The 23676-nt window shown below is 74.9% G+C and carries 17 protein-coding genes and 3 tRNA genes; 13 read left to right on the top strand and 7 right to left on the bottom strand.

Annotation, left to right across the window (positions count from 1 at the left end; translation table 11 throughout):
- Positions 1–115 precede the first annotated feature (115 nt).
- Together ACZ4WZ_RS08115 and ACZ4WZ_RS08110 are read right to left on the bottom strand one after the other, a co-directional pair.
- A complete protein-coding gene (locus tag ACZ4WZ_RS08115) occupies positions 116–1327 on the bottom strand; it encodes an ALF repeat-containing protein (RefSeq protein ID WP_467886597.1) in 1212 nt (403 codons plus the stop codon).
- Positions 1328–1423: 96 nt separating this feature from the next.
- Positions 1424–2554 carry a Gfo/Idh/MocA family oxidoreductase gene (locus ACZ4WZ_RS08110; protein WP_467886595.1) on the bottom strand — a complete coding sequence of 377 codons (1131 nt, stop codon included), beginning with the start codon at positions 2552–2554 and terminating at the stop codon, positions 1424–1426.
- A 55-nt stretch (positions 2555–2609) separates the two neighbouring features.
- Here ACZ4WZ_RS08110 and ACZ4WZ_RS08105 point away from each other — a divergent pair, with 55 nt between their 5' ends.
- The 5 genes from ACZ4WZ_RS08105 (at position 2610) to ACZ4WZ_RS08085 (ending at position 8028) form a co-directional block, all read left to right on the top strand.
- Positions 2610–3719, top strand: coding sequence for an ROK family transcriptional regulator (locus ACZ4WZ_RS08105; protein ID WP_467886593.1), 1110 nt, complete (start codon positions 2610–2612; stop codon positions 3717–3719).
- A 1045-nt stretch (positions 3720–4764) separates the two neighbouring features.
- A complete protein-coding gene (locus ACZ4WZ_RS08100) occupies positions 4765–5538 on the top strand; it encodes a hypothetical protein (protein ID WP_467886591.1) in 774 nt (257 codons plus the stop codon).
- Positions 5539–5877: 339 nt separating this feature from the next.
- A complete protein-coding gene (locus ACZ4WZ_RS08095; protein WP_388946319.1) occupies positions 5878–6657 on the top strand; it encodes an HAD-IIA family hydrolase in 780 nt (259 codons plus the stop codon).
- A 103-nt stretch (positions 6658–6760) separates the two neighbouring features.
- Positions 6761–7366 (top strand): hypothetical protein, encoded by a 606-nt coding sequence (locus ACZ4WZ_RS08090; RefSeq protein WP_467886589.1) that lies wholly within the window; start codon positions 6761–6763, stop codon positions 7364–7366.
- Positions 7363–8028, top strand: coding sequence for a class F sortase (locus ACZ4WZ_RS08085; protein WP_467886586.1), 666 nt, complete (start codon positions 7363–7365; stop codon positions 8026–8028). Before ACZ4WZ_RS08090 ends, ACZ4WZ_RS08085 begins: the two co-directional genes overlap by 4 nt.
- A gap of 154 nt (positions 8029–8182) precedes the next feature.
- On the opposite strand, the gene ACZ4WZ_RS08080 is transcribed toward ACZ4WZ_RS08085, so the two are convergent.
- A tRNA-Lys gene (locus tag ACZ4WZ_RS08080) sits at positions 8183–8256 on the bottom strand.
- Positions 8257–8483: 227 nt separating this feature from the next.
- On the opposite strand from ACZ4WZ_RS08080, the gene ACZ4WZ_RS08075 reads away from it, so the two are divergent.
- From ACZ4WZ_RS08075 to ACZ4WZ_RS08055, 5 genes are all read left to right on the top strand, one after another.
- Positions 8484–9938 (top strand): peptidoglycan-binding protein, encoded by a 1455-nt coding sequence (locus tag ACZ4WZ_RS08075; protein WP_467886643.1) that lies wholly within the window; start codon positions 8484–8486, stop codon positions 9936–9938.
- 11 nt (positions 9939–9949) lie between these two features.
- Positions 9950–12094 carry an SPFH domain-containing protein gene (locus tag ACZ4WZ_RS08070; protein WP_467886583.1) on the top strand — a complete coding sequence of 715 codons (2145 nt, stop codon included), beginning with the start codon at positions 9950–9952 and terminating at the stop codon, positions 12092–12094.
- A gap of 241 nt (positions 12095–12335) precedes the next feature.
- Positions 12336–13010, top strand: coding sequence for a lytic polysaccharide monooxygenase auxiliary activity family 9 protein (locus ACZ4WZ_RS08065; protein WP_467886580.1), 675 nt, complete (start codon positions 12336–12338; stop codon positions 13008–13010).
- Positions 13011–13036: 26 nt separating this feature from the next.
- Positions 13037–14743 (top strand): AMP-binding protein, encoded by a 1707-nt coding sequence (locus ACZ4WZ_RS08060; RefSeq protein WP_467886577.1) that lies wholly within the window; start codon positions 13037–13039, stop codon positions 14741–14743.
- A gap of 77 nt (positions 14744–14820) precedes the next feature.
- Positions 14821–14894 (top strand) — tRNA-Lys (locus tag ACZ4WZ_RS08055).
- Between the two features lie 134 nt (positions 14895–15028).
- Here ACZ4WZ_RS08055 and ACZ4WZ_RS08050 read toward each other — a convergent pair.
- On the bottom strand, positions 15029–15787 hold the full coding sequence (locus ACZ4WZ_RS08050) for an IclR family transcriptional regulator (protein WP_388946303.1): 759 nt from the start codon (positions 15785–15787) through the stop codon (positions 15029–15031).
- Between the two features lie 264 nt (positions 15788–16051).
- Here ACZ4WZ_RS08050 and ACZ4WZ_RS08045 point away from each other — a divergent pair, with 264 nt between their 5' ends.
- Together ACZ4WZ_RS08045 and ACZ4WZ_RS08040 are read left to right on the top strand one after the other, a co-directional pair.
- A complete protein-coding gene (locus ACZ4WZ_RS08045) occupies positions 16052–17308 on the top strand; it encodes an LLM class flavin-dependent oxidoreductase (protein WP_467886575.1) in 1257 nt (418 codons plus the stop codon).
- A gap of 265 nt (positions 17309–17573) precedes the next feature.
- Positions 17574–19271, top strand: a complete 1698-nt coding sequence (locus tag ACZ4WZ_RS08040) for a glycosyl hydrolase family 18 protein (RefSeq protein WP_467886572.1) — start codon at positions 17574–17576, stop codon at positions 19269–19271.
- Positions 19272–19359: 88 nt separating this feature from the next.
- Here ACZ4WZ_RS08040 and ACZ4WZ_RS08035 read toward each other — a convergent pair whose 3' ends face one another.
- Complete coding sequence (locus tag ACZ4WZ_RS08035; protein WP_467886640.1) at positions 19360–21228, bottom strand: putative bifunctional diguanylate cyclase/phosphodiesterase; 1869 nt, start codon at positions 21226–21228, stop codon at positions 19360–19362.
- A gap of 375 nt (positions 21229–21603) precedes the next feature.
- Between ACZ4WZ_RS08035 and ACZ4WZ_RS08030 the strand changes: the two genes are divergently transcribed.
- Entirely contained in the window at positions 21604–22800 is a 1197-nt protein-coding gene (locus ACZ4WZ_RS08030) for a M6 family metalloprotease domain-containing protein (RefSeq protein WP_467886637.1), read from the top strand.
- A gap of 74 nt (positions 22801–22874) precedes the next feature.
- Here the strand turns inward: ACZ4WZ_RS08030 and ACZ4WZ_RS08025 are convergent.
- Together ACZ4WZ_RS08025 and ACZ4WZ_RS08020 are read right to left on the bottom strand one after the other, a co-directional pair.
- Positions 22875–22948 (bottom strand) — tRNA-Lys (locus ACZ4WZ_RS08025).
- Complete coding sequence (locus ACZ4WZ_RS08020; protein ID WP_467886569.1) at positions 22939–23529, bottom strand: bifunctional DNA primase/polymerase; 591 nt, start codon at positions 23527–23529, stop codon at positions 22939–22941. Before ACZ4WZ_RS08020 ends, ACZ4WZ_RS08025 begins: the two co-directional genes overlap by 10 nt.
- Between the last annotated feature and the right edge of the window lie 147 nt (positions 23530–23676).

Below are 23676 nucleotides of genomic sequence, written 5' to 3'. Positions count from 1 at the left end.
CCCCCCCCCCCCCCCCCCCCCCCCCCCCCCCCCCCCCCCCCCCCCCCCCCCCCCCCCCCCCCCCCCCCCCCCCCCCCCCCCCCCCCCCCCGCGCCCGTGTGCCTGACGGTGCCGGTCAGCTCTCGGCGGAGGCGCGGCGGCGGTTGGCGACCACGAGGCCGGCGCCCGCGGCGAGCGCCGCGGCGCCGGTGCCGGCGATCCACGTCTCCGAGCCGGCGCCCGTGCTGGCGAGCGCGCCGGAGCCCGCGCCGCCCGCCGGGGTGACGTTGCCGTTGCCGCCGGTGCCCTTGGCGGCCGCCGGCTGGACCCCGCCGGCGGTGCCGGTGCCGGTACCCGTGCCCGCGTTGCCCGAGCCGCCGGTGTTGCCGGTGTGGCCCGAAGCCTGGTCCTTGGCCCGCGCCACGTGCTGGCCGGTCTTCAGGAACGCGGCCCGGTCCTCGGGGGTGCCCTTGAGGGCGGCGAGAGCGGCCTTCTTCAGCTCCGGGCCGGCGCCGTTCACCATCCTCGAGATGTCGACCTGGTTGTCCTCGTCGCGCAGCACGTGCTGACCGTTCTTCACGAACTCGCGCAGCTGCTCCGGGGTCGCGTTGTTCTCGAGGAGCTTGACGATCCCCTCCTTCAGGCCCGGTCCGGCGCCGTTCAGCATCGAGAAGAGCGCGACCCGGTCGTCCACGGCGCGGATCTTGTGCTGGCCGGTGGCGACGAACTCGCGGATCTGCTCGCGCGTGCCGTTGCTCAGCAGGTCTTTGACGGTCTGGGTGATGCCCCTGCCCGCGCCGTTCAGCATGCGCAGCATCTCGACGCGGTCGTCCTGGAGGCGTGCCGCGTGCTGGCCCTCCTGCAGGAACGCGGTGATCGATTCGCGGGTGTTCACACGCAGCGCCTCGCGCGCGGCCTCGCGTACGGACCTGCCGCCCGCTTCGCTGATCTGGACGACCCGTACGCGGTCGTCCTCGAGCCGCTGCTGGGCCAGCTCGACCGTCAGGAAGCGCCGCATGTCCGCGGCCGTGCCCTTGAGCGCCTTCTCGGCCCCTTCGCGTACGCCGCGACCGCTCGCCGGGTCCTTGAGGATCCGCTCGATCTCGGCCCGGTCCTTCGCGGCCTCCGGGCTCTCGGCCGGGGTCTTCGCCGGCGTCGTCGCCGGGGTCTCCGCGGGCTTCGCCGGCTTCGCGGCCTGCGGGTCCTGGTCGGGTGCGGTCGGCGACGACGGGGCGGCCGACGAGGCGTCAGCGGCGAAGGCGGGCGAGGCGAGGAGGACGGCCGGGGCGATCGCGGCGGTCGCCACGACGGACGCGATCCGGGGCAGCTTCACAGGCAGGGTTTCCATTCTTCACACGTGTGATGATCAGCAGCCCGTGCAGCATAGATCGCAAGTCGGTGTTCAATGCATCGATTTTCCGACGAAGGGTCATCGGGCCCGGCGTCACATCTCCACGGCCACCCCCTCGCGGGAGGACCTGCGGGCCGCCTCCAGCACCGCCAGGCAGCGCGCCGCCTCCTCGGCCGTCACCGGCGCCGGACCGCCCGTGCGCAGGGCCGCCGCGACCGCCGCGTAGTAGGCGGGGTAGTCACCCGGAACCGTCGGCACCGGGAGGCCGCCGCCCGTCAGCGGCGACTCGCCGGAGCCCAGCCGGCCCCACAGGTGCTCGGGTTCCTCGCCCCACGGCTGCCCCCCGTCGCCCGGCCGCAGCCCCTCGCGCAGGGCGGCCTCCTGGGGGTCCAGGCCGTACTTGACGTAGCCGGCGCGCGAGCCGAGTACGCGGAACCGCGGGCCGAGCTGGGCCGCGGTCGCGCTGACGTAGAGGTGGGAGCGGACCCCGTTCGCGTGCGTGATCGCGATGAAGGTGTCGTCGTCGGCCTCGGCGGCCGGGCGGCGCACGTCGGTCTCCGCGTAGACGCGTACCGCCGGGCCGAACAGGACCAGCGCCTGGTCCACGACGTGGCTGCCGAGGTCGTACAGCAGGCCGCCGATCTCCTCCGGGGCTCCGGACTCGCGCCAGCCGCCCTTGAGCTGCGGGCGCCAGCGCTCGTAGCGGGACTCGAAGCGCTGGACCTCGCCGAGCTCGCCGTCGGCGAGGAGGCGGCGCAGGGTGAGGAAGTCGTTGTCCCAGCGGCGGTTCTGGAAGACGGAGAGGAAGGTGCCGGTGCGCTCGGCGAGGGCGGCCAGTTCGTACGCCTCGGCGGCGGTGGCGGCGAGCGGCTTGTCCACGACCACGGGGATGCCGGCGGTGAGGGCGGCCGTGGCGAAGGGGACGTGGGTCTTGTTGGGGGAGGCGACGACGACCAGGTCCGGGGCGTCGGGCCGCTGCCACAGCTCGTCGGCGGAGGCGGCGATCCGGACGTCCGGGTAGGCCTCGCGGGCCTGGGCCTGCCGGCCGGGGTCGGAGGTGACGACCGTGTCGAGGAGGAGGCCCTCGGTCGCGGACACGAGCGGGGCGTGGAAGACGGAGCCGGCGAGTCCGTAGCCGATGACCGCGACGCGCAGCGGGGCGGCGGGGGCCGGGGTGGCGGAGGCCGGGGAAGAGGGGGCCGGGGAGGAGGGCGAGGCGTTCATGGAACCACTTTGGCAACAGCGTTGCGTAAGTGCAAGGAGGGTGGACAATGGCCGGGTGAACAGGGGTGACGGGGAGGGCGAGAGCGGCACCGCCGGCAGCGGGCGGGCCGGGGTGAACCTGCCCGCGCTGCGCGGGCACAACGAGGCGCTGCTGCTGGACCTGCTGCGCGCCGCGGGGGCGCCGGGGCTGGGCCGGGCGGAGCTCGCCGCCCGGACGGGGCTCACCCCGCAGGCCGTCAGCAAGATCACCGCCAGGCTGGCGGCGGAGGGCCTGGTGGCCGAGGCCGGACGCGGCGCCTCCACCGGCGGCAAGCCGCGCACGCTGCTGCGGCTGGTGCCCGGCGCTCGGCACGCGGTGGGGGTCCACCTGGACCGCGACGAGCTGAGTGCCGTCCGGGTCGACCTGGCGGGCGGCGTGGTCGCGCGGTGGAGCGGGCCGCTGGACTTCGGGGCCGGCCCCGAGCTGGTGGTGGATTCGGTCGTACGAGCCGTCGCGCGGGTTTCCGGTGAGCCGGGAGCGGCACCGCCGCTGCTCGGGGTGGGCGCCGCGGCGCCGGGCCCGCTGGACTGGCGCAGCGGGGTGCTCGGGAGGGTGACGGGGTTCCCGGACTGGGCGGGGTACCCGTTGCGGGAGGTACTGGCGAGGCGGCTGGGGTTGCCCGTGGTGCTGGACAAGGACACCAACGCCGGTGTGGCGGCGGGGGCTCCGGGCGGGCCCGGCTCGGGCACCTCCGTGTACCTCCACGTCGGCACCGGGCTCGGGGCGGGGCTGCGGCTGGACGGGGCGGTCCACCGGGGCGCGCGCTCGGCGGCGGGGGAGTTCGGCCACCAGGTGCTGCGGCTGGACGGCCCGCCCTGCCGGTGCGGGGGGCGCGGCTGCCTCGAGGCGCTCTGCCTGGCGGCGGTGGCCCGGGGCGACCTGGCGGAGGCGGCGCGGATCCTGGGGGAGGGCGCGGCGAACCTGGCAGCGCTGCTGGACGTGGACCGGATCCTGCTCGGCGGGCGCGTCGTGGACGCGGACCCGGAGCCCTTCGTGGACGGGGTCCGCGCGGCGCTGGCGTCCCGCGTCCTGCTGGAGCACCCCCCGTCGGTCGCACGCGCCCCGGCCGGGGTGGCGGAGGGCGCGGCGGCCCTGGTCCGGGGCCGCGTCTTCGGCTGGACCTGACCGGGGGGCTGCCGTTGCCCTGGCGGGGCGGGGCGGGGTCCGGGCGGCTCGGCCGGGCCGTTGCCCTGGCGGGGCCGGGCGGGGTGCGGGTGGCTCCGCCGGGGCCGTTGCCCTGGCCCGGGCCGGGCGGGGTGCGGGTGGCTCCGCCGGGGTCGGGCCAGGGGGCGGACCGGGTGCGGGTGGCTTCGCCGGTGCCGGTCCAGGCGGAGGTGGTGGGGCCGGGGCCAGCCGGGCGCCGGGCGCGGGTGGCGTGCGGCGGCTGGGCCCGGGGGCCGGCCCCGGGCCTTCTCCGCACTGCGTCCGGCGGGTCCGGCACCACCCGGCCGGGCGGCGGCGTCCGCTTCTCGGGAGTGTGCGGCTGCTGGGCGTTGGGTCATGCCCCTCCCCGCCCTTCCACCGTTCCCCGGGACTCCGCCCCGGACCCCGGCCCCTCTTGGGCCGTTCCACGGACTCCGGGCTGTGCCTGGATCCCCGGGGCTGTTGCTGGATCCCCGGGGCTGTGCCCGGATCCCCGGGGGTGTGCTCCGGCCCCCCCGGGCTGTGCCCCCGGATGCCCCGGGCTGTGCCCGGACCCCCGGGCTGTGCTCCGGAACTCCCGGGCTCTGCCCCTGGACCCCCGGGCTCTGCCCGGACCCCCGGGCTGTGCTCCGGATCTCCCGGGCTCTGCCCCCGGCCCCCCGGGCTGTGCCACGGATCCGGGGTTCTGTTCCCGGCCCGGGGCTTCGCCCCGCCCCCGGGGGGGGGCCCATCCCCATGCGGCGCCCATCCCCATGCGGCACTCCCCCATGCGGCACTCCCCGGGGCGACGCCCGCGCGGGCGGCACCTGGGGCGGTGCCCGCCCGGCGGCACTTCCCCGCGCGGCACCGCCATCCCGGCCCGCCGCCAGCCTCGCGTTTGACCCCGGCCGCCGTATGGGCGTAAACCGGGAGGGCTTGGGCGTGGGGTGGATGTGGGGTCGCGCGGGCGTGGCAGGGTGCGGGAGGGCCGGGGTGATTGTCACCTCGTCCGATCATCGTTCCGTCCGGCGAGCAGCGAAGGTCTGCCATGAGACTGCGCAACGCCCTTGCCCTCACCGCCCTCCTCCTGGCCCTCAACACCGCGACCGCCGCTGCCGACATCGGCAACGGCGGCGGTGCGCGCCCCGCACCCGCTCTGCCCTCCCGCGCGCACGCCACCTGCGGCGACGGCAAGGCCACCGCGTTCCCCATCGGGGCGCGGATCAGGGGTGGGCCGGCGGTCTACCGGGCCGGTGCCGGGCCGCAGACCTGGCTGCTCGACCTGACCAACACCACCAGCGGCACCTGTACGGCCATCCACCCCGTGGTCGTCTTCACCGATGCCGCCCGGGCGTTGCGCCCCGCCCACCTCCGGATGGAGTTCGAGGCCCCCGGCGGCCCCTTCCCCGTCACGCTGGAGCGCTCCGACCGCGACGAGATCATCGCCGTGTTCGACGGCGGGCCCGGCAGCGGAAACGGCAGCGGGAAGGGTGGGTACGGCGGCAGCCGGTTCGCCGGGTTCTCCGTACCGGCCGGGGGTTCAGCGACCGTCAAGGTGCGGCTGGCCTTCGCCCCCGACGCCCCCCTGGGCGAGGTCGTCGCCGACGCGGCGCTGGTCCAGCGGAAGGCCGACGACGGCGAGTGGGTCGGGGAGGCGGGCGGGTACCGCTTCGCCGTGGCGGGGCCGCAGGACCCGGCCGAGGCGGGTTCGCTCGCGCACACCGGGCCCCGCGAGTGGGCCTACGGGTCCGCCGCCGTCGCCGCCGTCGCGGCCGGGGGCGGGCTGCTGCTCGGGGCCCGGCGGCTCCGCGCCTCCGCCTAGCGACACACCCCCGGCCCCCCTCGTGCCCCCCTGGCGCCCCCGCCCCCTCGGCGCGACCGGCCGCGCGGGCCCGCTCGTCGACCGGCCGCGCGGGCCCGCTCGCCGGCCGGCCGCGCGACCGGCCCGTCACCGCCGTCGCCACCGGCCCGCCGACTCGCCCGCGCGCGGACGTCACCCCGCCGCACCGGGCGGCGTACCGCTGAACCCCCGACGGCGGCTGCCCCCGCCCCGCCCTGTCCGGGCCGTGGACGCCCTCCCCTTCCGCGGCCCCGCACCGCTAGGGTGGTACAGACCAGAGGCCCCCGAGGTCAGAGGCCCCGCAGAGCGGAGAGACGTCCCGTGGCAGAGCGCAAGCCGATCGAATCCTGGCTGACCGACATGGACGGGGTCCTCATCCACGAGGGCACCCCGATCCCCGGCGCGGATGCCTTCATCAAGCGGCTGCGCGAGTCCGGCAAGCCCTTCCTGGTGCTGACGAACAACTCCATCTACACCCCGCGCGACCTCCAGGCCCGGCTCAGCCGGATGGGTCTGGACGTGCCCGTCGAGAACATCTGGACCTCGGCGCTCGCCACCGCGAAGTTCCTCGACGACCAGCGCCCGGGCGGCACCGCGTACGTCATCGGCGAGGCGGGCCTGACCACCGCCCTGCACGACATCGGCTACATCCTGACCGACCACGAGCCCGATTACGTGGTCCTGGGCGAGACGCGCACGTACAGCTTCGAGGCCATGACCAAGGCCGTCCGGCTGATCAACGGCGGCGCCCGCTTCATCTGCACCAATCCCGACGAGACGGGTCCCTCCACCGAGGGCCCGCTCCCGGCCACGGGTGCGGTCGCCGCGCTGATCACCAAGGCGACCGGCAAGAAGCCGTACTTCGCGGGCAAGCCCAACCCGCTGATGATGCGTACGGGTCTCAACGCCATCGGCGCCCATTCCGAGTCCAGCGCGATGATCGGCGACCGTATGGACACCGACGTGCTGGCCGGCCTGGAGGCGGGCATGCAGACCTTCCTCGTGCTGACCGGTCTCACCACGGTCGAGGACACCGAGAAGTTCCCGTACCGGCCGACCAAGACGGTCGATTCCATCGCCGATCTCGTCGGCCTGGTGTAGTCGCGCATTAGCGCGTACGGCTGACACGTACGGGCCAAGAGAGCGCCGCTCCGGATGCGGAGCGGCGCGCCGCGCGTGAATCTCCTTGTTGAGGAGGTTCACCATGCGCTGTTCTTTGATCGCTCTGCGTGTCGCAGGGGTCGCCGTCGCCCTGACGGCCTTCACCGCCGTGACCGCCCCCGCAGCCCTCGCGAACGAGTGGGACCGCGGCGGTGTCTCGGCGGAACCGAACCCGGCCGCACCGGGAGCGCACGTCAAGATCCGCGTGCGGGGCTGTCACGGTGACTGGGGGGCGGCCCGTTCCCCCGTCTTCGTGTCGGACGTGCGCCTCTCCTCCCGCCACGGGGACGGCCGGACCCTCTGGGGCGAGGCCACCGTCCGCTCGCACGCCGCCCCGGGCTGGCACGAGATCCGCGTCAAGTGCGAGGGCGCCGACGGCCTGCGCGGCTCCATCGAGATCCGCCACCGCGACCACCACCACCGCCCCGACCCGCACCGTTCGCCGGTCTGGCCGGTCCACGCGGGCGGCGGCGGGATGTCCGCCGAGGTCGCCGGGGCGACCCGGTTGGCGACGGCCGCGAAGAAGAGCCACGACGGCGACGGCCCCGGGCTGCCCCACACCGTGATCGGCGCCGTTCTCGCCGCCACGGCCACCCTGGCGGTCGCGGGCCGGGCCATCACCCTGCGACGCCGCCGCAACGGCGGATGAGCGAGCCCAGGGGCTCCGCGACCGGCCGGCTGCTGACCTTCGCCGCCTGGACGGTGCTGGTGATGGGCCTGTGGCTGTGGGGCAAGGAGATCACCGGGGTTCCGCCCGGTCCGGCCGCGGACCGGGCCGGCGGGCTGCCGGGGCCGGTCCTCCCGGCCGCGCGGCCCCCGTTGCCCGGGGCGATGCCCGCGCGGGTCGACGTACCGGCCCTGGGCGTCCGGGCGCCGGTGATCGCCCGGGGCCTGGACGCGCAGGGGGCGATCGATCCGCCGCCGTACGAGCTCCCGGGCACGGTGGGCTGGTGGGGCGCGGGCCCGGAGCCCGGTGCGGTGGGGGCCGCGCTGATGGTGGGGCACGTGGACACCAAGTCCAAGCCGGCGGTGTTCTACGGCCTGAGCTCCCTCAAGCCAGGCCAGAAGATCCGCGTGGAACGGGCGGACGCCACGGTCGCCGAGTTCACCGTGGAGGACGTACGCGTCTTCGAGCGCGCGGGCTTCGACCCCCACGAGGCGTACGGGCCCCGGGTCGGGGGCCGCGCCGAACTGCGGCTCGTGACCTGCGGCGGGAACTACGACAAGGCGGCCGGGCAGTACGCGGCGAACGTGGTGGTCTCCGCGTACCTCACGGGCGCGGGGGCGAAGCCGGCCGCGGCGTCGGTGTAGCCCGTCCGGGTCAGCCGGGCCGTCCGGGTCCCTCGGGCCATCCGGGCCGTCCGGGCCGTCCGGGTCCTCCGGCCCCAGGGCCCGCCCGGCCGGGCCAACGGCAGAACGAAGAAGACCCCCGTGGCTTTCGCCACGGGGGTCTTCTTCTCGTCTGTGCGCCGCCAGGGACTCGAACCCCGGACCCGCTGATTAAGAGTCAGCTGCTCTAACCAACTGAGCTAGCGGCGCCTGCTGACAGGCAAAACTCTACCCCACCTCGAGAGGTACGCGTGACCAGCCGCGCCCGTCCTGTCCGATTAACCCATGTTTAGGAGGTTTGTCGTGCACGATATGTCTGGTCGAGCCGAATCTGATGCCCCGACAGATGCGTGCCCGGCCGACCAGTGGACGAGCAGGGGAGTGGACGGAACCGCATGACGATGCAGCCTCCGGTGCATGTGCAGATGCCGGCGCCGATGACGATGCCGGTCTTCGAGGAGTACGAGCCCGCCGGCGACTGCGTGTGCCTCGGGTGCGCGCAGCGGCGCCGCACCCTCGCGCGCGGGCGGGCCATAGCGCTGCGGGACGGCGGACACCCGGCCGTGCGCGGGGCCCGCCGGGCGCTGGTACTGGCGACCGCGGCCGGTGTGGTGCTGGGCGGCGGCGGGTCGGCGGCGCTGGCCGCCGCCAGGCCGGTGCCGGGTCCGGGGCCGGTGGCCCTGGACGACCGGGACGGCGCGGACGGTCCGGGCTCCCCGCAGGGCGACCGGGCCCCGCTGCACGGACGCCCGGCCCCGGGGCCGCGTCCCCCGTCCCCGTCGACGGGGCGGCCGGGCGCGCCGCCCGCCGTGCGGGCCATCGACCGGGCCACGATCATCAACCGTGCGAAGACCTGGCTGGACGCCCAGGTTCCCTACAGCATGACCGCGTACTGGTCGGACGGCTACCGGCAGGACTGCTCGGGGTACGTCTCCATGGTCTGGAACCTGGGTACGAACGAGTGGACCGGCAGCCTCGACTCCTTCGCCACGAAGATCACGAAGGAGGAGCTGCTGCCGGGGGACATGCTGCTCTTCCACAACCCGGCGGACCCCAACAACGGCTCGCACGTCGTCATCTTCGGCGGCTGGGTCGACGAGACGCGCACGCACTACGTCGCGTACGAGCAGACCCGCCCGGCGACGCGGAAGCAGGCCACCCCGTACGGGTACTGGAAGAACTCCGAGAAGTACCTGCCGTACCGGTACAACGGCGTGACCACCGGGGTCCTCCCGGACACCCCGGTACCGGACACCCCGGTGCCGGGCACGCAGGTGCCGGGCACGCAGGTACCGGGCGCCCCGGTGCCGGGCGCCCCGCCGGCGAGCACGGCCGCCTTCCCCGGCGCGGCCAAGTTCGGCCCGGGCGCGGACAACGAGCACGTCGCCGAGCTCGGCAAGATGCTGATCGGGCGCGGCGCCCTGCGCTTCTACCCCAAGGGGCCGAGCTCGAAGTGGAGTGACGCCGACCGGCAGGCCACGCGGGCCTTCCAGGAGGCGCAGGGCTGGACGGGCGCCGACGCCGACGGCATCCCCGGCGAGCACACCTGGCGGCTGCTGGTCCAGCGCAAGGGCAAGGACATCCCGCCGACGGGACGGACGACGGGACCCGGCGCGGTGAAGCCGCCCGCGGCCCTGCCCGGCCCGACCGGGGTGCCCGCGTACCCGGGGCCCGGGGTCTTCCGCCCGGGGCAGTCCCATCCGGCCGTCCTCGCCCTCGGCCGCCGGCTGGCGGCGAAGGGCTTCGGCAAGTACTACACGTCCGGCCCGGGCCCGCGGTGGAGCGAGGCCGACCGCCGCAACGTCGAGGCCTTCCAGCGCGCCCAGGGCTGGCGCGGTGCCTCGGCCAACGGCTATCCGGGCCCGGAAACCTGGCGCCGGCTGTTCGCATGACGGAGGCAACGATGTACCCCACCCACACCACGTTCACCACGGGCACCTTCCGGATCCCCGCGCTGCCCGCAGCCCCCGCCGGCGCCACGGCCCACGCCTCGGGTCCCGCCGGCCCGCTGCCGTCCCGGGCGCCGGCCGTGGACCCGGACCCGGCCGCCGGCACCCGTCCCGCCGAGCCGGTCGGCGTGTACCGCGGGTTCTGGACACCGCAGCCCCCCACCACGGGCCCCGCCCCTGTCCCCGTCCCGAGCCCCGCCCCCGAACCGACCGCCGTCGCGGGCCCCGCCCCCGCCCCGGCCGTCACCCCGGCCCCGACGCCGGCCACGGGCTCCGTCCCCGCCCCAGAACCGGCCCCCGCCGCGCACCCCGTCCCCGCCCCGGCGTGGCCGTCCGCGCAGCCGGCGCCCGCCGCCGCGCCCCCGGCGGGGGAGTCCGCCCCCGAACGGGCCGTCCAGCCGTTCGGAGCCACCCGGTTCGCGACGGGCGTCGCCGCGGTCCGCCCGGCCGGTCCGGAGCCCGTGGCCGTGGTCCCGGCGGCGGAACCCACCTCCGCGACCGGGGGTACGGAGTTCCCCGCGGCCGCCGCGACCTGCACTCCGGCCCCCCGCGCCGCGGAGCCCGCCGACGCGACGGCCCTCCGCGCCGCCGAGCCGGCCGCCGCGACTCCGGCGCCCCGCGCCGCCGAGCCGGACCCGGTCCCGGCCGGGCACGCGCACCCCGCTCACCCCGAACCGGCCCCCTTGGCCCTGGCGGCGTTCCCGGCCGCCGACCCCGACCCGGCTCCGGGGGCCTTCCCCGGCCCCGCCCGGGGCCCCGGCCCCGAACCGGAACCCGCCCGGCCGGGGCCCCCGCACCCCGCTGACGCCGACGCCGACCCCGACGCGTTCCGCGCGGCCGCCGACGCCCCGGAGCCCGGCTCCGAGTCCGCCCGGCCGGGGTCGCCGCGGGGTGATGTGCCCGCCGCCCGGAGCCAGGCCGGGGCGGACGCCGCCCCCGGCATCCCGCACCCCGCCCCCGAGCCCCCGCACGGCGTGCCCGGCCCCGGGCCCGCGGAGATCGCCGCGCGGGCCGTCGCGCGCGGGATGCGCACCGGGGACCCCGCCCCGCGCGGCCTCCCGCACCCCCCGCGCGGCACCGCGGTCACGGAGGTCCCGCTGCACCTCCCGTTCCGCCCGCAGCCGCAGCCCCCCAGGTACCCGGCCGCCGCTCCCGCCGCCCGCGCCGCGCGGAAGCCGGCCGCGGGCCGTCGCGTCCCCCGGGGCGACGACCGGCTCCGGGAGCACCGCGGGCCCGTACTGCCCGGCTGGATCGCGGTGGCCGTCGGCGGCCTCGCCCTCCTCGGCTGCGCGGCGGTGCTGTGGCGGGCCGGGGTGGTCCCCGCCACCGTGGTCGCCGCCTTCGGGGCCCCTCCCCGCCCCTACCAGGGGCTGCGCGCCACGCACTGGCCCCCGCTCGCCTTCCTCGGCATCGTCACCCTCCTCGCGCTCGGCGGTCTCGGCCGGGCCAAGGCGGGTCACGCCTGGGTGCTCACCCTCTTCGGGCGCTACCGGGGCACGGTCCGGCGTACCGGCCTGACCTGGATCAGCCCCCTCCTGCTGCGCCAGCGGGTCGACGTCCGGCTGCGGCACTGGCGCAGCGAGCCGATGCCCGCCGTGGACTCGGGCGGGCTCGCCCTCCAGGTCGTCGTGCAGGTCGTCTGGCAGGTCAAGGACACCGCCCGGGCCACCCTCGCCGTCGAGGACCACACCGACTACCTGGCCGAGCAGGTCGAGTCGGCGATGGCCCGGGTGCTGTCCCAGCTGCCCGCCGACGCCTTCCACGAGGACGCCCCGACCCTGCGCGACGCCGAGGCCGTCGGTGACGCGCTGACCCGGATGGTGGCGGCCGAAACCGAGGCGGTCGGGATCGAGGTGTTCTCGGCCCAGCCCACCCGGATCGAGTACGCACCGGAGGTCGCGGAGGCCATGCGCCGGCGCCGGGTCGCCGCGATCGACGCCAAGCACCGGGACACGGTGCTGACGTCGGTGGTCGACGCCGTGGACGACACCGTCCACCGGCTGACCTCGCGCGGGATCGTGGAGCTCGACGACTACGAGCGCAAGGCCCTGGTGAAGGACCTCACCGTCGCCTTCTACACCGGGCGGTCGGACCAGTAACAGCCGTCACGGGGGTTCCGCGAGCGAACGGGTGGCCGGTCATGACCGGCCACCCGTTCGCTCATTGGTATAGACATGGCCAACTACCGTCCATACCCTGGGACTTGGTCTAGACCTAGAGCGGCCGACCGGCTCCCCCCGGCCGGCCCCAGTACCTCCGCCAGCCGGCCCGCCAGGGCCGATCCCCACGCGCACACCCCCTCGCCGGATACCGGATCCCCCCCCACGCCCAAGGAGCACCATGCGTTCCTTCCGCATGCCCTCATGGCCCGCACGCCCCTCAGGCCCCTCCCTTCCCGCGCACCCCTCCCGCCCCTCCCGCTCCGGGCGGGCAGCCACCGCCGCCACGCTCGGTCTCGGCCTGCTCGCCGGAATCGCCCTGCTCGGCGCCCCCGGCGCCAGCGGCCACGGCTACACCGACACCCCCATCAGCCGCCAGAAGCTCTGCGCCAACAGGGCGGTCTCCGACTGCGGCCCCATCCAGTGGGAGCCGCAGAGCGTCGAGGGGTACAAGGGCTTCCCGGCGGCCGGTCCCGCCGACGGGAAGATATGCGCCGGCGGACACAGCGAGTTCGCCCAGCTCGACGACCCGCGCGGCGGCGCCTGGCCCGCGACCCGGGTGAACTCCGGCCAGCCCTTCGACTTCCGCTGGCAGTTCACGGCCAACCACTCCACCACCGACTTCCGGTACTACGTCACCCGGAACGGCTGGGACCCGGTCAAGCCCCTCACCCGGGCCGCCCTCGACCCCCAGCCCTTCCTCGTCGTCCCGTACAACGGCGGCCGCCCGGACATGACCGCCATCCACCGCGGCTCCATGCCGGCCGGCAAGACGGGACGGCACATGATCCTGGCCGTCTGGACGGTCAACGACACCCCGATGGCCTTCTACGCCTGCTCCGACGTTCAGTTCTGACGCTTCGTCAGCTAACCTCCGGCGGCATGCGGACCACGACAGCACCCGGTGCCGGCGAGACCGTCGCGGAACTCGTCGCGCGCCAGTGGGGGGACCACCGGCCCGGGCTGGTGTACGGGGCCGGCGCGGCCGACAGCGCCGGGCCCACCGTCCTCAGCCGCCACCGGACCGCCCAGGAGGCCGCCGCCCGCGCCGCGCTCCTCGCCGACCTGCTGCCGCCGGGGGCGGAGCCGCACGTGGGGGTGCTGCTCGACAACACCCCCGAGTTCCCCTTCTGGCTCGGCGCGGCGGCCCTCGCGGGAGCCGCCGTCGCCGGGATCAACCCCACCCGGCGCGGCCCCGAGCTGGCCCGCGACATCCTGCACACCGACTGCCGGATCCTGGTCACCGAGCCCGCCCACCTCCCGCTGCTGCGCGGCCTCGACCTGCCCGGCGTACGGCTCCTGGTCACGGGGACCGAGGAGTACGAGGCCCTGCTCGCCCCGTACGCCGCCGCGAAACCCGGCGAGTCGACGGTGCGCGCCGGAGCGCCCGGCCCCGGCACCCGGCTGCTGCTCTACTTCACCTCCGGCTCCACCGGCGCCCCCAAGGCCGCCGTCTGCAGCCAGGGCCGCCTCGCCGCCGCCGGCGGATCGCTGGCCCGGCACTTCTCGGTCACCGCGGACGACGTCCACTACATCTGCATGCCGCTCTTCCACGGCAACGCCGTCATCGCCGACTGGCTGCCCGCCCTCGCCGCCGGCGCCCCGGTGGCACTGCGCCGCCGCTTCTCGGCCTCCGCGTTCCTGGACGACGTACGGGCCTACGGGGCGACGTACTTCACCTACGTCGGCCGGGCCGTCCAGTACCTGCTGGCCACCGAGCCCCGCCCCGACGACCGGGAGCACCGGCTGCGCCTGGGTTTCGGCACCGAGGCGGGGGCCGTGGACGCGGCCCGCTTCGCCGACCGGTTCGGGGTCCGTCTGGTGGAGGGGTACGGGGCCACCGAGGGCGGCGCCTCGGTGCAGCGGGGCCCCGGCACCCCGGCGGGCGCGCTGGGCCGGGCGGCCCCGGGGGACGACCTGGCCGTCGTGGACCCGGAGACGGGCCGCGAGTGCCCGCCCGCGGTCCTCGACGGGCGGGGCCGGCTGGTCAACGGGGACGAGGCCATCGGCGAGCTCGTCAACCGCGGACGCGGTCTCTTCGAGGGCTACTGGCGCAACCCCGACGCCGAGGCGGCCCGCACCCGGCACGGCTGGTACTGGACCGGTGACCTGTTCTTCCGGGACCCCGAGGGGTTCCTCTACTTCGCGGGCCGCACCGACGACCGGCTGCGGGTCGACAGCGAGAACCTGGCCGCGGCGGTGATCGAGAACATCCTGGCCCGCTGGGAGGCGGCGGCCGGTGTCGCCGTGTACGCGGTCCCGGACGAGGTCGCGGGGGACCAGGTGATGGCCGCCCTGGCCCTGCACGAGGGCGCGGCCTTCGATCCGGAGGCCTTCGGCGCCTTCCTGGCCGCGCAGCCGGACCTCGGTACGAAGATGGCCCCGCGCTACGTACGGATCCTCGACGCGCTGCCCGTCACGGCCACGAACAAGATCCACCGGGTTGCCCTGCGCCGGGCCGGCTTCCTCGGTCCCGGCCCGGTCTGGCACCGGGTCGGCGGCGCGTACCGCCCGCTGGACGGGGAGGAGCTGGCCGCGCTGCTGGCGGCGTACGAGGCACAGGGCCGCCGGGAGCTGCTGGACCGCTGAGGGGGCTCGCCGGGCGGGCCTGCGGTTACTGGTTTGGAGCACCCCTGGGGACCAGGTAGTATTTTCTCTGTCAGCAGGCGCCGCTAGCTCAGTTGGTTAGAGCAGCTGACTCTTAATCAGCGGGTCCGGGGTTCGAGTCCCTGGCGGCGCACCTGATCTTCGGGCGGTTTCCGGTTCACCGGGAACCGCCCGAAGTGTTTTCAGGGTCGCCGCGGTGCTTTTTCCGGGGGCCGCCGTGTTCCGGGCCGGGGGCGGGGCCCGCGCTCGGCCTTCTTCCGCGGGCCCTCAGAGGGTGAGCGACAGCAGCAGCGGCGCGGCCTTGCGGTTCAGGGTGTCCGCCGCGGCGCGCAGCCGGTGGGCGTGCTCGACCGGCATGGACAGGGCCAGACAGCCCACCGCGGCACCGGCCGTGATCGGGACCGCCGCGCAGACCGTGCCCACCGCGTACTCCTGGAGGTCCAGGACGGGGACGGTGGCGGGCTGGGAGTCCAGCTTCGAGAACAGGATCCGCTCGTTCACGATCGTCTTCGAGGTGAGCCGGGCGATCTTGTGCCGGGACAGGTGGTCGCGCCGCCCGTTCTGGTCGAGCTGGGTCAGCAGGCACTTGCCGACCGCGCTGGCGTGCGCCGCCGAGCGGAAGTCGACCCACTCGTGCACCTTGGGCGTGCGCGGGCTGTCCGCGAACTGGGTGATGCGGACCTCGCCGTCCACGTAGCGGCTGATGTAGACGGCCGCGCCGACCGAGTCCCGCAGCTTGTCGAGGGTGTCCTGGAGCTTTTCCTGGAGGGCCTGCTGCCGGCCGAGGCCGGAGCCGAGCAGGACGAGGGAGTCACCTATGGCGTAGGCGCCGTCGGAGACCTGGAGGACGTATCCCTCGCGGCGGAGCATGAGGAGCATCGGGGCGAGATGGACCGCGGGCAGGCCGGTCTCACGCGCGATCTGTACGTCGGTCACACCGCCGGTGTGCCGCGAGATCGTTTCGAGTACGCGCAGGGCGTACTGCACCGAGTGGAACGGCGCGGTCGGCTCGGGCTTCAGCGCCACGGTTTCCCCCTACCAGGTTGTTACCGCTTGCTCTACCACGATAGCCATCAAGAGGCCCACGTGGAGCGTGTGTTGATGAGATTGATGGCTTAATCAAGTCGCCCGGCCTGGAACTACTCGTTCGGCATATGCCAGCGGCATGGGCATGCCCCGGTCTGCCGGGAATGCCCGGCGAGCACTTCCCGTTCGAGTTCTTCGTACGAACGCCGTACGAGGCGTACGGGGCGCCCGCGGGCGCACGAGCGGGACGGGACGGGAGCGACGATGAGCGACACCGGGGACGCGGGCCGGCGCACGGGCGGGTCGGCGGAAGGCGGCCCTCCGCAGGCGGACCGGGCCGCGGCCCAGGATCCGGCGGCGGCTCCGGCGCCCACGGCTCCGGCCGGGGAGCCGGACCGGGACCGGGCCCAGGACCGCCCGCGGGACCGGGCCCAGGGCCGCCCGCACGACCCGATCCGCGGGACCGCCCGCGGCGGGGCGCCGGTGCCGCTGTCGGTGCTCGACCTGGTCACCGTGGGCAGCGGGTCCACCGCCCACGAGTCCCTGCGCACCAGCGTGAGGATCGCCCGGCAGGCCGAGGCCCGGGGCTACCACCGCCACTGGGTCGCCGAGCACCACTCCATGCCCGGGGTCGCCAGCTCCTCCCCGGCCGTGATCCTGGCCCACCTCGCCGCCCACACCTCGCGGATCCGCCTCGGCTCGGGCGGGGTCATGCTGCCCAACCACGCCCCGCTCGCCGTGGCCGAGCAGTTCGGCACCCTGGAGGCCTTCGCCCCGGGGCGGATCGACCTCGGGCTCGGCCGGGCGCCGGGCACCGACCCCCGTACGGCAGCCGCGCTGCGGGGGCCCGGACGGCTGGACGAGGCGGCGGACGAGTTCCCCCGGCGGCTCGCGGAGCTGACCCGCTTCCTGGACGACGACTTCCCCGACGGGCACCCGTACGCCCGCGTGCACGCCGTGCCCGGCCCGGTGCAGGGGCCCGCCGGGCGCCCCCCGGTCTGGCTGCTGGGCTCCTCCGGCTTCAGCGCCCGGCTCGCGGGGGAGCTGGGCCTGCCCTTCGCGTACGCCCACCACTTCTCCGCGGCCGGCACCCTGCCCGCGCTGGAGCTGTACCGCGACAGCTTCCGCCCCTCGGCGGTGCTGGACGCCCCGTACGCCCTCATCGGAGTCTCGGCGCTGGCCGCCGACACCGCTGCCGAGGCGCGTGCGCAGGTGCTGACCGGAGCGCTGTCGATGCTCCGCCTGCGCGGCGGGCGGCCCGGGCTGGTCCCGACGCCCGAGGAGGCGGCCGCGTACGGCTTCTCGCCGCTGGAGCGGGAGTTCGTCGACGGCTGGCTCTCCAACGTCGTCCACGGCACCGCCGACGAGGTCCGGGCCGGACTCGACGCGCTGGTGGCGCGGACGGGCGCGGACGAGCTGATGCTGACCGCCAACGCCCATGGCGGAGAGGCCCGGCTGCGCTCGTACGGACTCGTCGCAGATGCGTACGGGATGCCCGCCGAGCCCTCGACGCGGGCCTGAGCGGGGGTGGATCCGGGGGAACGGCATTCGGCTGGTTTGTTGCTGAAGGCTTGCCGGAGCATGGCCTAAGGGAGTCTTAAACCGCTCGTCACCGGGGGTGGCGGGCTGTTTTTGATGTGCGCTCAGCTCTCTGACGAGGGGATTTGGCCGTTGAGTGGTCTAGTCCTTATTTGGTCCAAACCATTGACTGGGGCGCCGGGTGATCGCTATCACTTCTCTCACCTACCGCTGATTTCCTCACCTCCCACCCCCACGGAGGCAGTTCATGCACATTCGTAAACCCCTCATCGCGGCCGCCGCCACGGCCGCGCTGGCGGCCGGTGCGCTGGCCGGCTTCGCGGGACTCGGCACCGCACAGGCCGCCGACGCCTCCACCACCGCCACGGCCGGCGGTGTGCGGATCGCCTACTACGACCAGTGGAGCGTGTACGGCAACGCCTTCTACCCCAAGCACCTCGACACCCGGGGCATAGCGGGGAAGCTGGACGTCATCAACTACTCGTTCGGCAACATCCACCCCACCGAGCTCACCTGTTTCGAGGCGAACAAGGCGGCGGGCGACGACAACAACCCCAACGCCGGTGACAGCGCGGGCGACTCGTACGCCGACTACCAGAAGTCCTTCAGCGCGGCCGACAGCGTCAGCGGCGTCGCGGACAAGTGGGACCAGCCGATCGTGGGCGTCTTCAACCAGTTCAAGCAGCTGAAGGCCAAGTACCCCCACCTGAAGATCAACATCTCGCTCGGCGGCTGGACGTACTCCAAGTACTTCAGCGACGCGGCGAAGACCGACGCCTCCCGCAAGAAGCTGGTCTCCTCCTGCATCGACCAGTACATCAAGGGCAACCTGCCCAAGGCCGACGGCTTCGGCGGCCCCGGCACGGCGGCCGGGGTCTTCGACGGCATCGACATCGACTGGGAGTACCCCGGTTCGCCCGACGGCCACCTCGGCAACCACTACGCCCCCGAGGACAAGCAGAACTTCACCCTCCTGCTCAAGGAGTTCCGCGAGCAGCTCGACGCCTACGGCCAGGCCAACGGCGGCAAGAAGTTCATGCTGACCGCGGCCCTCCCGGCCGGCCAGGACAAGATCAAGCACATCGAGACGGACAAGATCGGCGCGTACCTCGACTACGCGAACATCATGACGTACGACATGCACGGCGCCTGGGACGGCGACGGGCCGACGTACCACCAGTCCCCGCTGTACTCCCCGGCCGGCGACCCGACCGACGTGATCGCCCCGGGCACCCAGAAGTACAGCATCGACAACGCCATCGACTCCTGGCTCGACGGCAACCCGGCCTACGGCATCGCCGGCGGGTTCCCCGCCAGCAAGCTGACCCTGGGCTACGAGTTCTACTACCGCGGCTGGAAGGGCGTCCCCGCCGGGGCGGCGGGCGGCTTGGCCCAGCCGGCCACCGGCGCCTCCGGCGCCCGTCCCACCAGCCAGCAGGCCGGCATCGCCAACTACAAGGAGCTCGGCGGGATCGTCGACAACCCGGCGACCACCTACTGGGACGACCAGGCCAAGGCCTCGTACTTCTACAAGGACGGCGAGTTCTTCACCGGCCTGAACCAGAAGTCGGTCCAGGCCCGCGTCGACTACGGAAAGCAGCGCGGCCTGGCCGGCGCGATGATGTACTCCCTGCTCGGCCTGGACAACAACACCACGCTGCTGAACCAGATCTCGGACGCCCTCGGCGCTGCCACCCAGCCGCCGACCACCCCGCCGACCACGCCTCCCACCACCCCGCCGACCACGCCGCCGACGACCCCGCCGACGACGCCCCCGACCACCGGCTGCGGCAGCGTCCCGGCCTACGTCGCGGGCACCGTCTACACCGCCGGCAACGAGGTCTCGCACAACGGCCGCAAGTACCGGGCCCAGTGGTGGACGCAGAACGAGGCGCCCGGCACCACCGGTGAATGGGGTGTCTGGAAGGACCTCGGCGCCTGCTGATCTCCCCCCACCCCGCGCCGAGCGCCGGCCCGCCCCGCCCCCTTCCCGGGGGCGGGGCGGTTCCGGTTCCCGGGGCGCACGACGGCCCTCAGGCCTCCGGCGTCCCCGAGGCGAACCGGGCCCCCGGCGGCGGCGCGATCATCTCGGCGATCCGCTCCGGCGCCACCGCGCGGGAGTACAGCCAGCCCTGCCCGGTGTCGCAGCCGACGCGGCGCAGCCGGGCCGCCTGGCCGGCGGTCTCCACGCACTCGGCGGTGACCGTCAGCCCCAGCCGGTGCGCGAGCTGGACGAGGGCCTCCACGATGGTCTCGTCGGCCGGGTTCGGGTGGGTGCCCTCCTCGTAGCGGAAGCCGCGGACGAAGGAGCCGTCCAGCTTCAGCACGGACACCGGGAGCCGGCTCAGGTAGGCGAGGTTCGAGTAGCCGGTCCCGAAGTCGTCGATGGCGATCCGCACGCCCATGTCGCTGAGCGCCTGGAGGGCCTGGAGGGGGCGGCCCGCCGACCCCATCACCGCGGACTCCGTCAGCTCCAGCTGGAGCAGCTGGGGGGCCAGCCCGGTCTCGGCGAGGATCTCCGCGACGTCCCCCACCAGGTCCGAGTCCCAGACCTGGCGCACCGCCACGTTCACCGAGACGAACACCGGCGAGTCGCTGGGCTGTTCGATCTGCCAGCGGCGCGCCTGGCGGCACGCCGTGCGCAGCACCCACCGGCCCAGCTGCACGATCGAGCCGTCCTCCTCGGCGATGCCGATGAACCGATTCGGCGTCAGCATCCCGAACTGCGGGTGCCGCCAGCGGACCAGGGCCTCCACCCCGCGCACCACCCCGCTCTCCAGGTCGACCAGCGGCTGGTACTCCAGCTCGAACTCCCCGCGCTCCACGGCCGGGCGCAGGCTGGAGGAGAGCGCCTGGCGGGTCATCCGGTGCGCGTTGCGCTCGGGGTCGAAGAGGGTCCAGCGGGCCTTGCCGTCCGCCTTCGCCCAGTACAGGGTCGTGTCCGCCGCCTGCATCAGTCCCGTCGCCGAGGTGCCGGCCGCGTCCCGCTCGACCACGCCGATCGACGCGGACACCGACAGCCGCTGCCCGGCGAGGTCGAAGGGCTCCTGTACGGCGGCCAGTACGCTGCGCGCCAGGTCGGCGAGCTGCTCGGTGCCGGTGGAGTCCTCGACCAGCAGGGCGAACTCGTCGCCGCCGAGCCGGGCGACGAGGTGCCCGCCCGAGCGGCCGTAGCCGGACTGGTCGGCGCACTGGCTGAGCCGGGCCGCCACGGCGGTCAGCAGCCGGTCGCCGACCCGGTGGCCCAGGGTGTCGTTGACCGCCTTGAAGCCGTCGAGGTCCAGGTAGCACAGGCCGATCCGGCCGGTGCCGCCCGTGCCGTAGGCGGAGGCCTCCAGGGCGGCCGAGAGCCGCTCGAAGAAGAGTGCCCGGTTGGGCAGCCGCGTCACCGGGTCGTGCATCTGGAGGTGCCGCAGCCGGGCCTGGAGGTCGCGCCGGTCGGTGATGTCGGCGACGGACAGCAGGACGTCGGGGGTGCCGGTCACCGGGCCCAGGGTGACCTCGGCCCACAGCGAGTGCCCGTCGGGGTGTTTGAGCCGGCGCGTGCACCGCAGCCGGGCCTGCCGGCCGCGCAGCACCTCCTGGTAGGCCTGCCAGGTACGGGCCTCCGCCGCCAGGTCCACCAGGTCGGCGGCGCACTGCCCGGCGAGGGCGTGCGGCTCGGCTCCCAGGAGGGTGGCCAGGGCCCGGTTGGCGGCGATCACCTCGCCGCCGCGGCCGATGACGGCCATGGCGAGGTGCGCCGCGTCGAAGGCGGCGCGGTAGTCGCGCGGTTCGGGCACGGCAGACACGGTTTGGTGACGCTCCGTAAGGGTCGGTCGGGTGCTCTCGGCCGCCGAACCGGTCTCCTCTGAGGTTCCGCTCACCGTTCGCTCCCGCTGTGTTCGTGAGTGTCCGCGCAGGAAAGTGTGCCGATCATAGAGGCTGCCGGGAGCCCCTATCCAGCGGCGTCGCCGTGCGGGGACGGGTCCGTCGCCATGCTGACGCCGTTCGAGGGGCCGCCTGACGGGGTGTCGGACAGGGGCCGGGTGACCGTTTGCGCGCATCTGTGAGCATCGGGCGGCGCGAGTCGATCTCATGTGATCGATCGTGACGTTCTGTAGTGCCCGCCGTGAACTCCGGGGTCACCGGCTTGCCGTACCGGTCACTCATGTGGGGCACCGGAACAGGACATTAGTCAGACAATCGCCTCAAGGTGGATGGGACGGGACGAATCCACCACGCTGGAGGTCGACGTGCGGCGAGAGCAGACACCCGGGGGAGTGGACCGCTCCCGCATGCGAAGTACGGCCGCGGCCCTCACCTCCATGACGGCGCTCGCCGCCATGTCGCTCGTCGCGGGTCCGGCCGTCGCCGACACCACCGCCGCGGGGCCCTGCGCGCTGACGCGGACGGCCGCCCACCACTCCCTCGGCGTGGACACCTGGAACGGCTCCTACCCCAAGCCGGAGCGCACGCTGCACGCGGTCATGGTCTTCCTCTCCTTCCCCGGCCACCGCACCGCCGTCACCCCCGCCGAGCTGACGGCCGACTACTTCCCGGCGACCAGCGACTTCTTCGAGCGCGCCTCCTACGGCCGGTTCCGGCTGGCCCCGCACCCGCAGAAGCAGTGGATCCGGATGCCCCGGCCGGCGACCGCGTACGGGATACGGCGCGACTGGGCCCCCGAGGACCGGGCGGCCTACCTGCGGGACGCGGTCGCGGCCGCCGATCCGCGCGTGGACTTCAGCGCGTACGACATCGTGTACTTCATCGCCGACCCGAGTGCCCCCGGCGTGGACTCCGACGCCACCAAGGTCGTCAACTTCGACCGCCCGGTCGTGGCGGACGGCTCGGAGCTGCGGCGGATCGTCACCGTCTTCGAGCAGCACCCGCCGGACCGCAACGTGCTGGCGCACGAGACCGGGCACGTCTTCGACCTGCCCGACCTCTACCACCGGCCCGCGGACGGCAAGGGCGACTGGGACACCTACGTCGGCGACTGGGACGTCATGGGCAGCCAGTTCGGGATGTCCCCGGACCTGTTCGCCTGGCACAAGTGGAAGCTGGGCTGGCTGGACCCCGCCCAGGTGGACTGCGTACGGTCCGGCACCTCGCTGCACACCCTCCAGCCGCTGTCGGAGGCGCCGCCGCCGGGCGGCACGGGCGGCACCCGGCTCGCGGTGATCCGTACGGGCCCCGGCAGCGCGATCGCGGTCGAAGCGCGCGGCTCCGCCGGGAACGACGGGGACACCTGTACGGAAGGGGTCCTGGTCTACCGGGTCCGCAACGAGGCGTCCTCGGGCGGCGGGCCGATCGAGGTGCTGGACGGGCACCCCCGCACGGAGGCCTGCTGGGACCGCTCGGTCTACCCGCCGCTGGCGGACGCGCCGCTGGAGGTCGGGGAGACCTTCACGGTGCCGGGGGAGCGCATCACCATCGAGGTGGCGGACCGGACCCAGTCGGGCGCCTACACGGTGAAGATCACGACCTGAGCGAAGCCGTTCCCGCCGCCGCGCGCACACGAAGAAGGCCCCCGCTCCGAAGAGCGGGGGCCTTCTCCCGTCTGTGCGCCGCCAGGGACTCGAACCCCGGACCCGCTGATTAAGAGTCAGCTGCTCTAACCAACTGAGCTAGCGGCGCCTGCTGACGTCGTAGACATTAGCAGGCGTTTCGGCCGAACCAAAAATCGATACCGGACCCCGGGCCGCGTGCAGGAACGCCCAGAGCAGGGCGTCCGGCCCGGGGAGCCAGGGCCGCCGGGCGTCCGGGGCCACCAGCCAGCGTGACGGGCCCGGGGCGGCGGACAGCGGGGGCACGGTGACGGCGTCCCCGTGGCCGTGGCACAGCGGGGCCGGGGCGGCCGGGCCCCACTCCTCCCACGCGAGCAGCGCCGGGAGCCGCTGGGCGGTGCCGGGGGCGGCGAAGAGCAGCATCCGCCCGCGGTGGACGGCGGCCGGCCCCGAGCCGGGCCCCCGCTCCCAGAGCAGGTCGAGCATGCGGCGGCCGAGCACGAGCGGAACGTTGACGACGTCGAACGCGGTCCCGCAGGGCAGCACGGCGGGCGCGGTGGGCCGCGCCTCCCAGACGGCGAGCGTCTCGTGCGGGCGGGCGGACGCTGAGGCCAGCCAGGCGGCGCCCTGCGCGGTGACCTGGGTGGCCGCGGTGCGTGCGTCGGGGCCGTCGAGGGCGGGGCAGCCGGCGGCCGTCGTCAAGGTCGTCATATGCCAGGTGTACCCGCCGTAGCGCAGCCGTTCCGCGGAGTTACCGAAAACCGGGACAGGGCGGGCGGTCCTGGGGTATGTTGCGCCGCGCATATGCCGCGCGCCGCAGGGTCCCCGGGGACCGGCCGCCCTGTTTCCGTGCGACCC

This window comes from Streptomyces sp. NPDC029122, assembly GCF_055569445.1.
Note: the sequence above shows the minus strand (reverse complement) of the source record. Positions and strands in the feature narration are given on the sequence as shown.

What these genes read in the sequence shown, in the direction of transcription:
- ACZ4WZ_RS08115 (WP_467886597.1), bottom strand. Translation starts at nt 1,327, where the DNA reads ATGGAAACCCTGCCTGTGAAGCTGCCCCGGATCGCGTCCGTCGTGGCG.
- ACZ4WZ_RS08110 (WP_467886595.1), bottom strand. Translation starts at nt 2,554, where the DNA reads ATGAACGCCTCGCCCTCCTCCCCGGCCCCCTCTTCCCCGGCCTCCGCC.
- ACZ4WZ_RS08100 (WP_467886591.1), top strand. Translation starts at nt 4,765, where the DNA reads ATGAGACTGCGCAACGCCCTTGCCCTCACCGCCCTCCTCCTGGCCCTC.
- ACZ4WZ_RS08090 (WP_467886589.1), top strand. Translation starts at nt 6,761, where the DNA reads ATGCGCTGTTCTTTGATCGCTCTGCGTGTCGCAGGGGTCGCCGTCGCC.
- ACZ4WZ_RS08085 (WP_467886586.1), top strand. Translation starts at nt 7,363, where the DNA reads ATGAGCGAGCCCAGGGGCTCCGCGACCGGCCGGCTGCTGACCTTCGCC.
- ACZ4WZ_RS08075 (WP_467886643.1), top strand. Translation starts at nt 8,484, where the DNA reads ATGACGATGCCGGTCTTCGAGGAGTACGAGCCCGCCGGCGACTGCGTG.
- ACZ4WZ_RS08070 (WP_467886583.1), top strand. Translation starts at nt 9,950, where the DNA reads ATGTACCCCACCCACACCACGTTCACCACGGGCACCTTCCGGATCCCC.
- ACZ4WZ_RS08065 (WP_467886580.1), top strand. Translation starts at nt 12,336, where the DNA reads ATGCGTTCCTTCCGCATGCCCTCATGGCCCGCACGCCCCTCAGGCCCC.
- ACZ4WZ_RS08060 (WP_467886577.1), top strand. Translation starts at nt 13,037, where the DNA reads ATGCGGACCACGACAGCACCCGGTGCCGGCGAGACCGTCGCGGAACTC.
- ACZ4WZ_RS08045 (WP_467886575.1), top strand. Translation starts at nt 16,052, where the DNA reads ATGAGCGACACCGGGGACGCGGGCCGGCGCACGGGCGGGTCGGCGGAA.
- ACZ4WZ_RS08040 (WP_467886572.1), top strand. Translation starts at nt 17,574, where the DNA reads ATGCACATTCGTAAACCCCTCATCGCGGCCGCCGCCACGGCCGCGCTG.
- ACZ4WZ_RS08030 (WP_467886637.1), top strand. Translation starts at nt 21,604, where the DNA reads ATGCGAAGTACGGCCGCGGCCCTCACCTCCATGACGGCGCTCGCCGCC.
- ACZ4WZ_RS08020 (WP_467886569.1), bottom strand. Translation starts at nt 23,529, where the DNA reads ATGACGACCTTGACGACGGCCGCCGGCTGCCCCGCCCTCGACGGCCCC.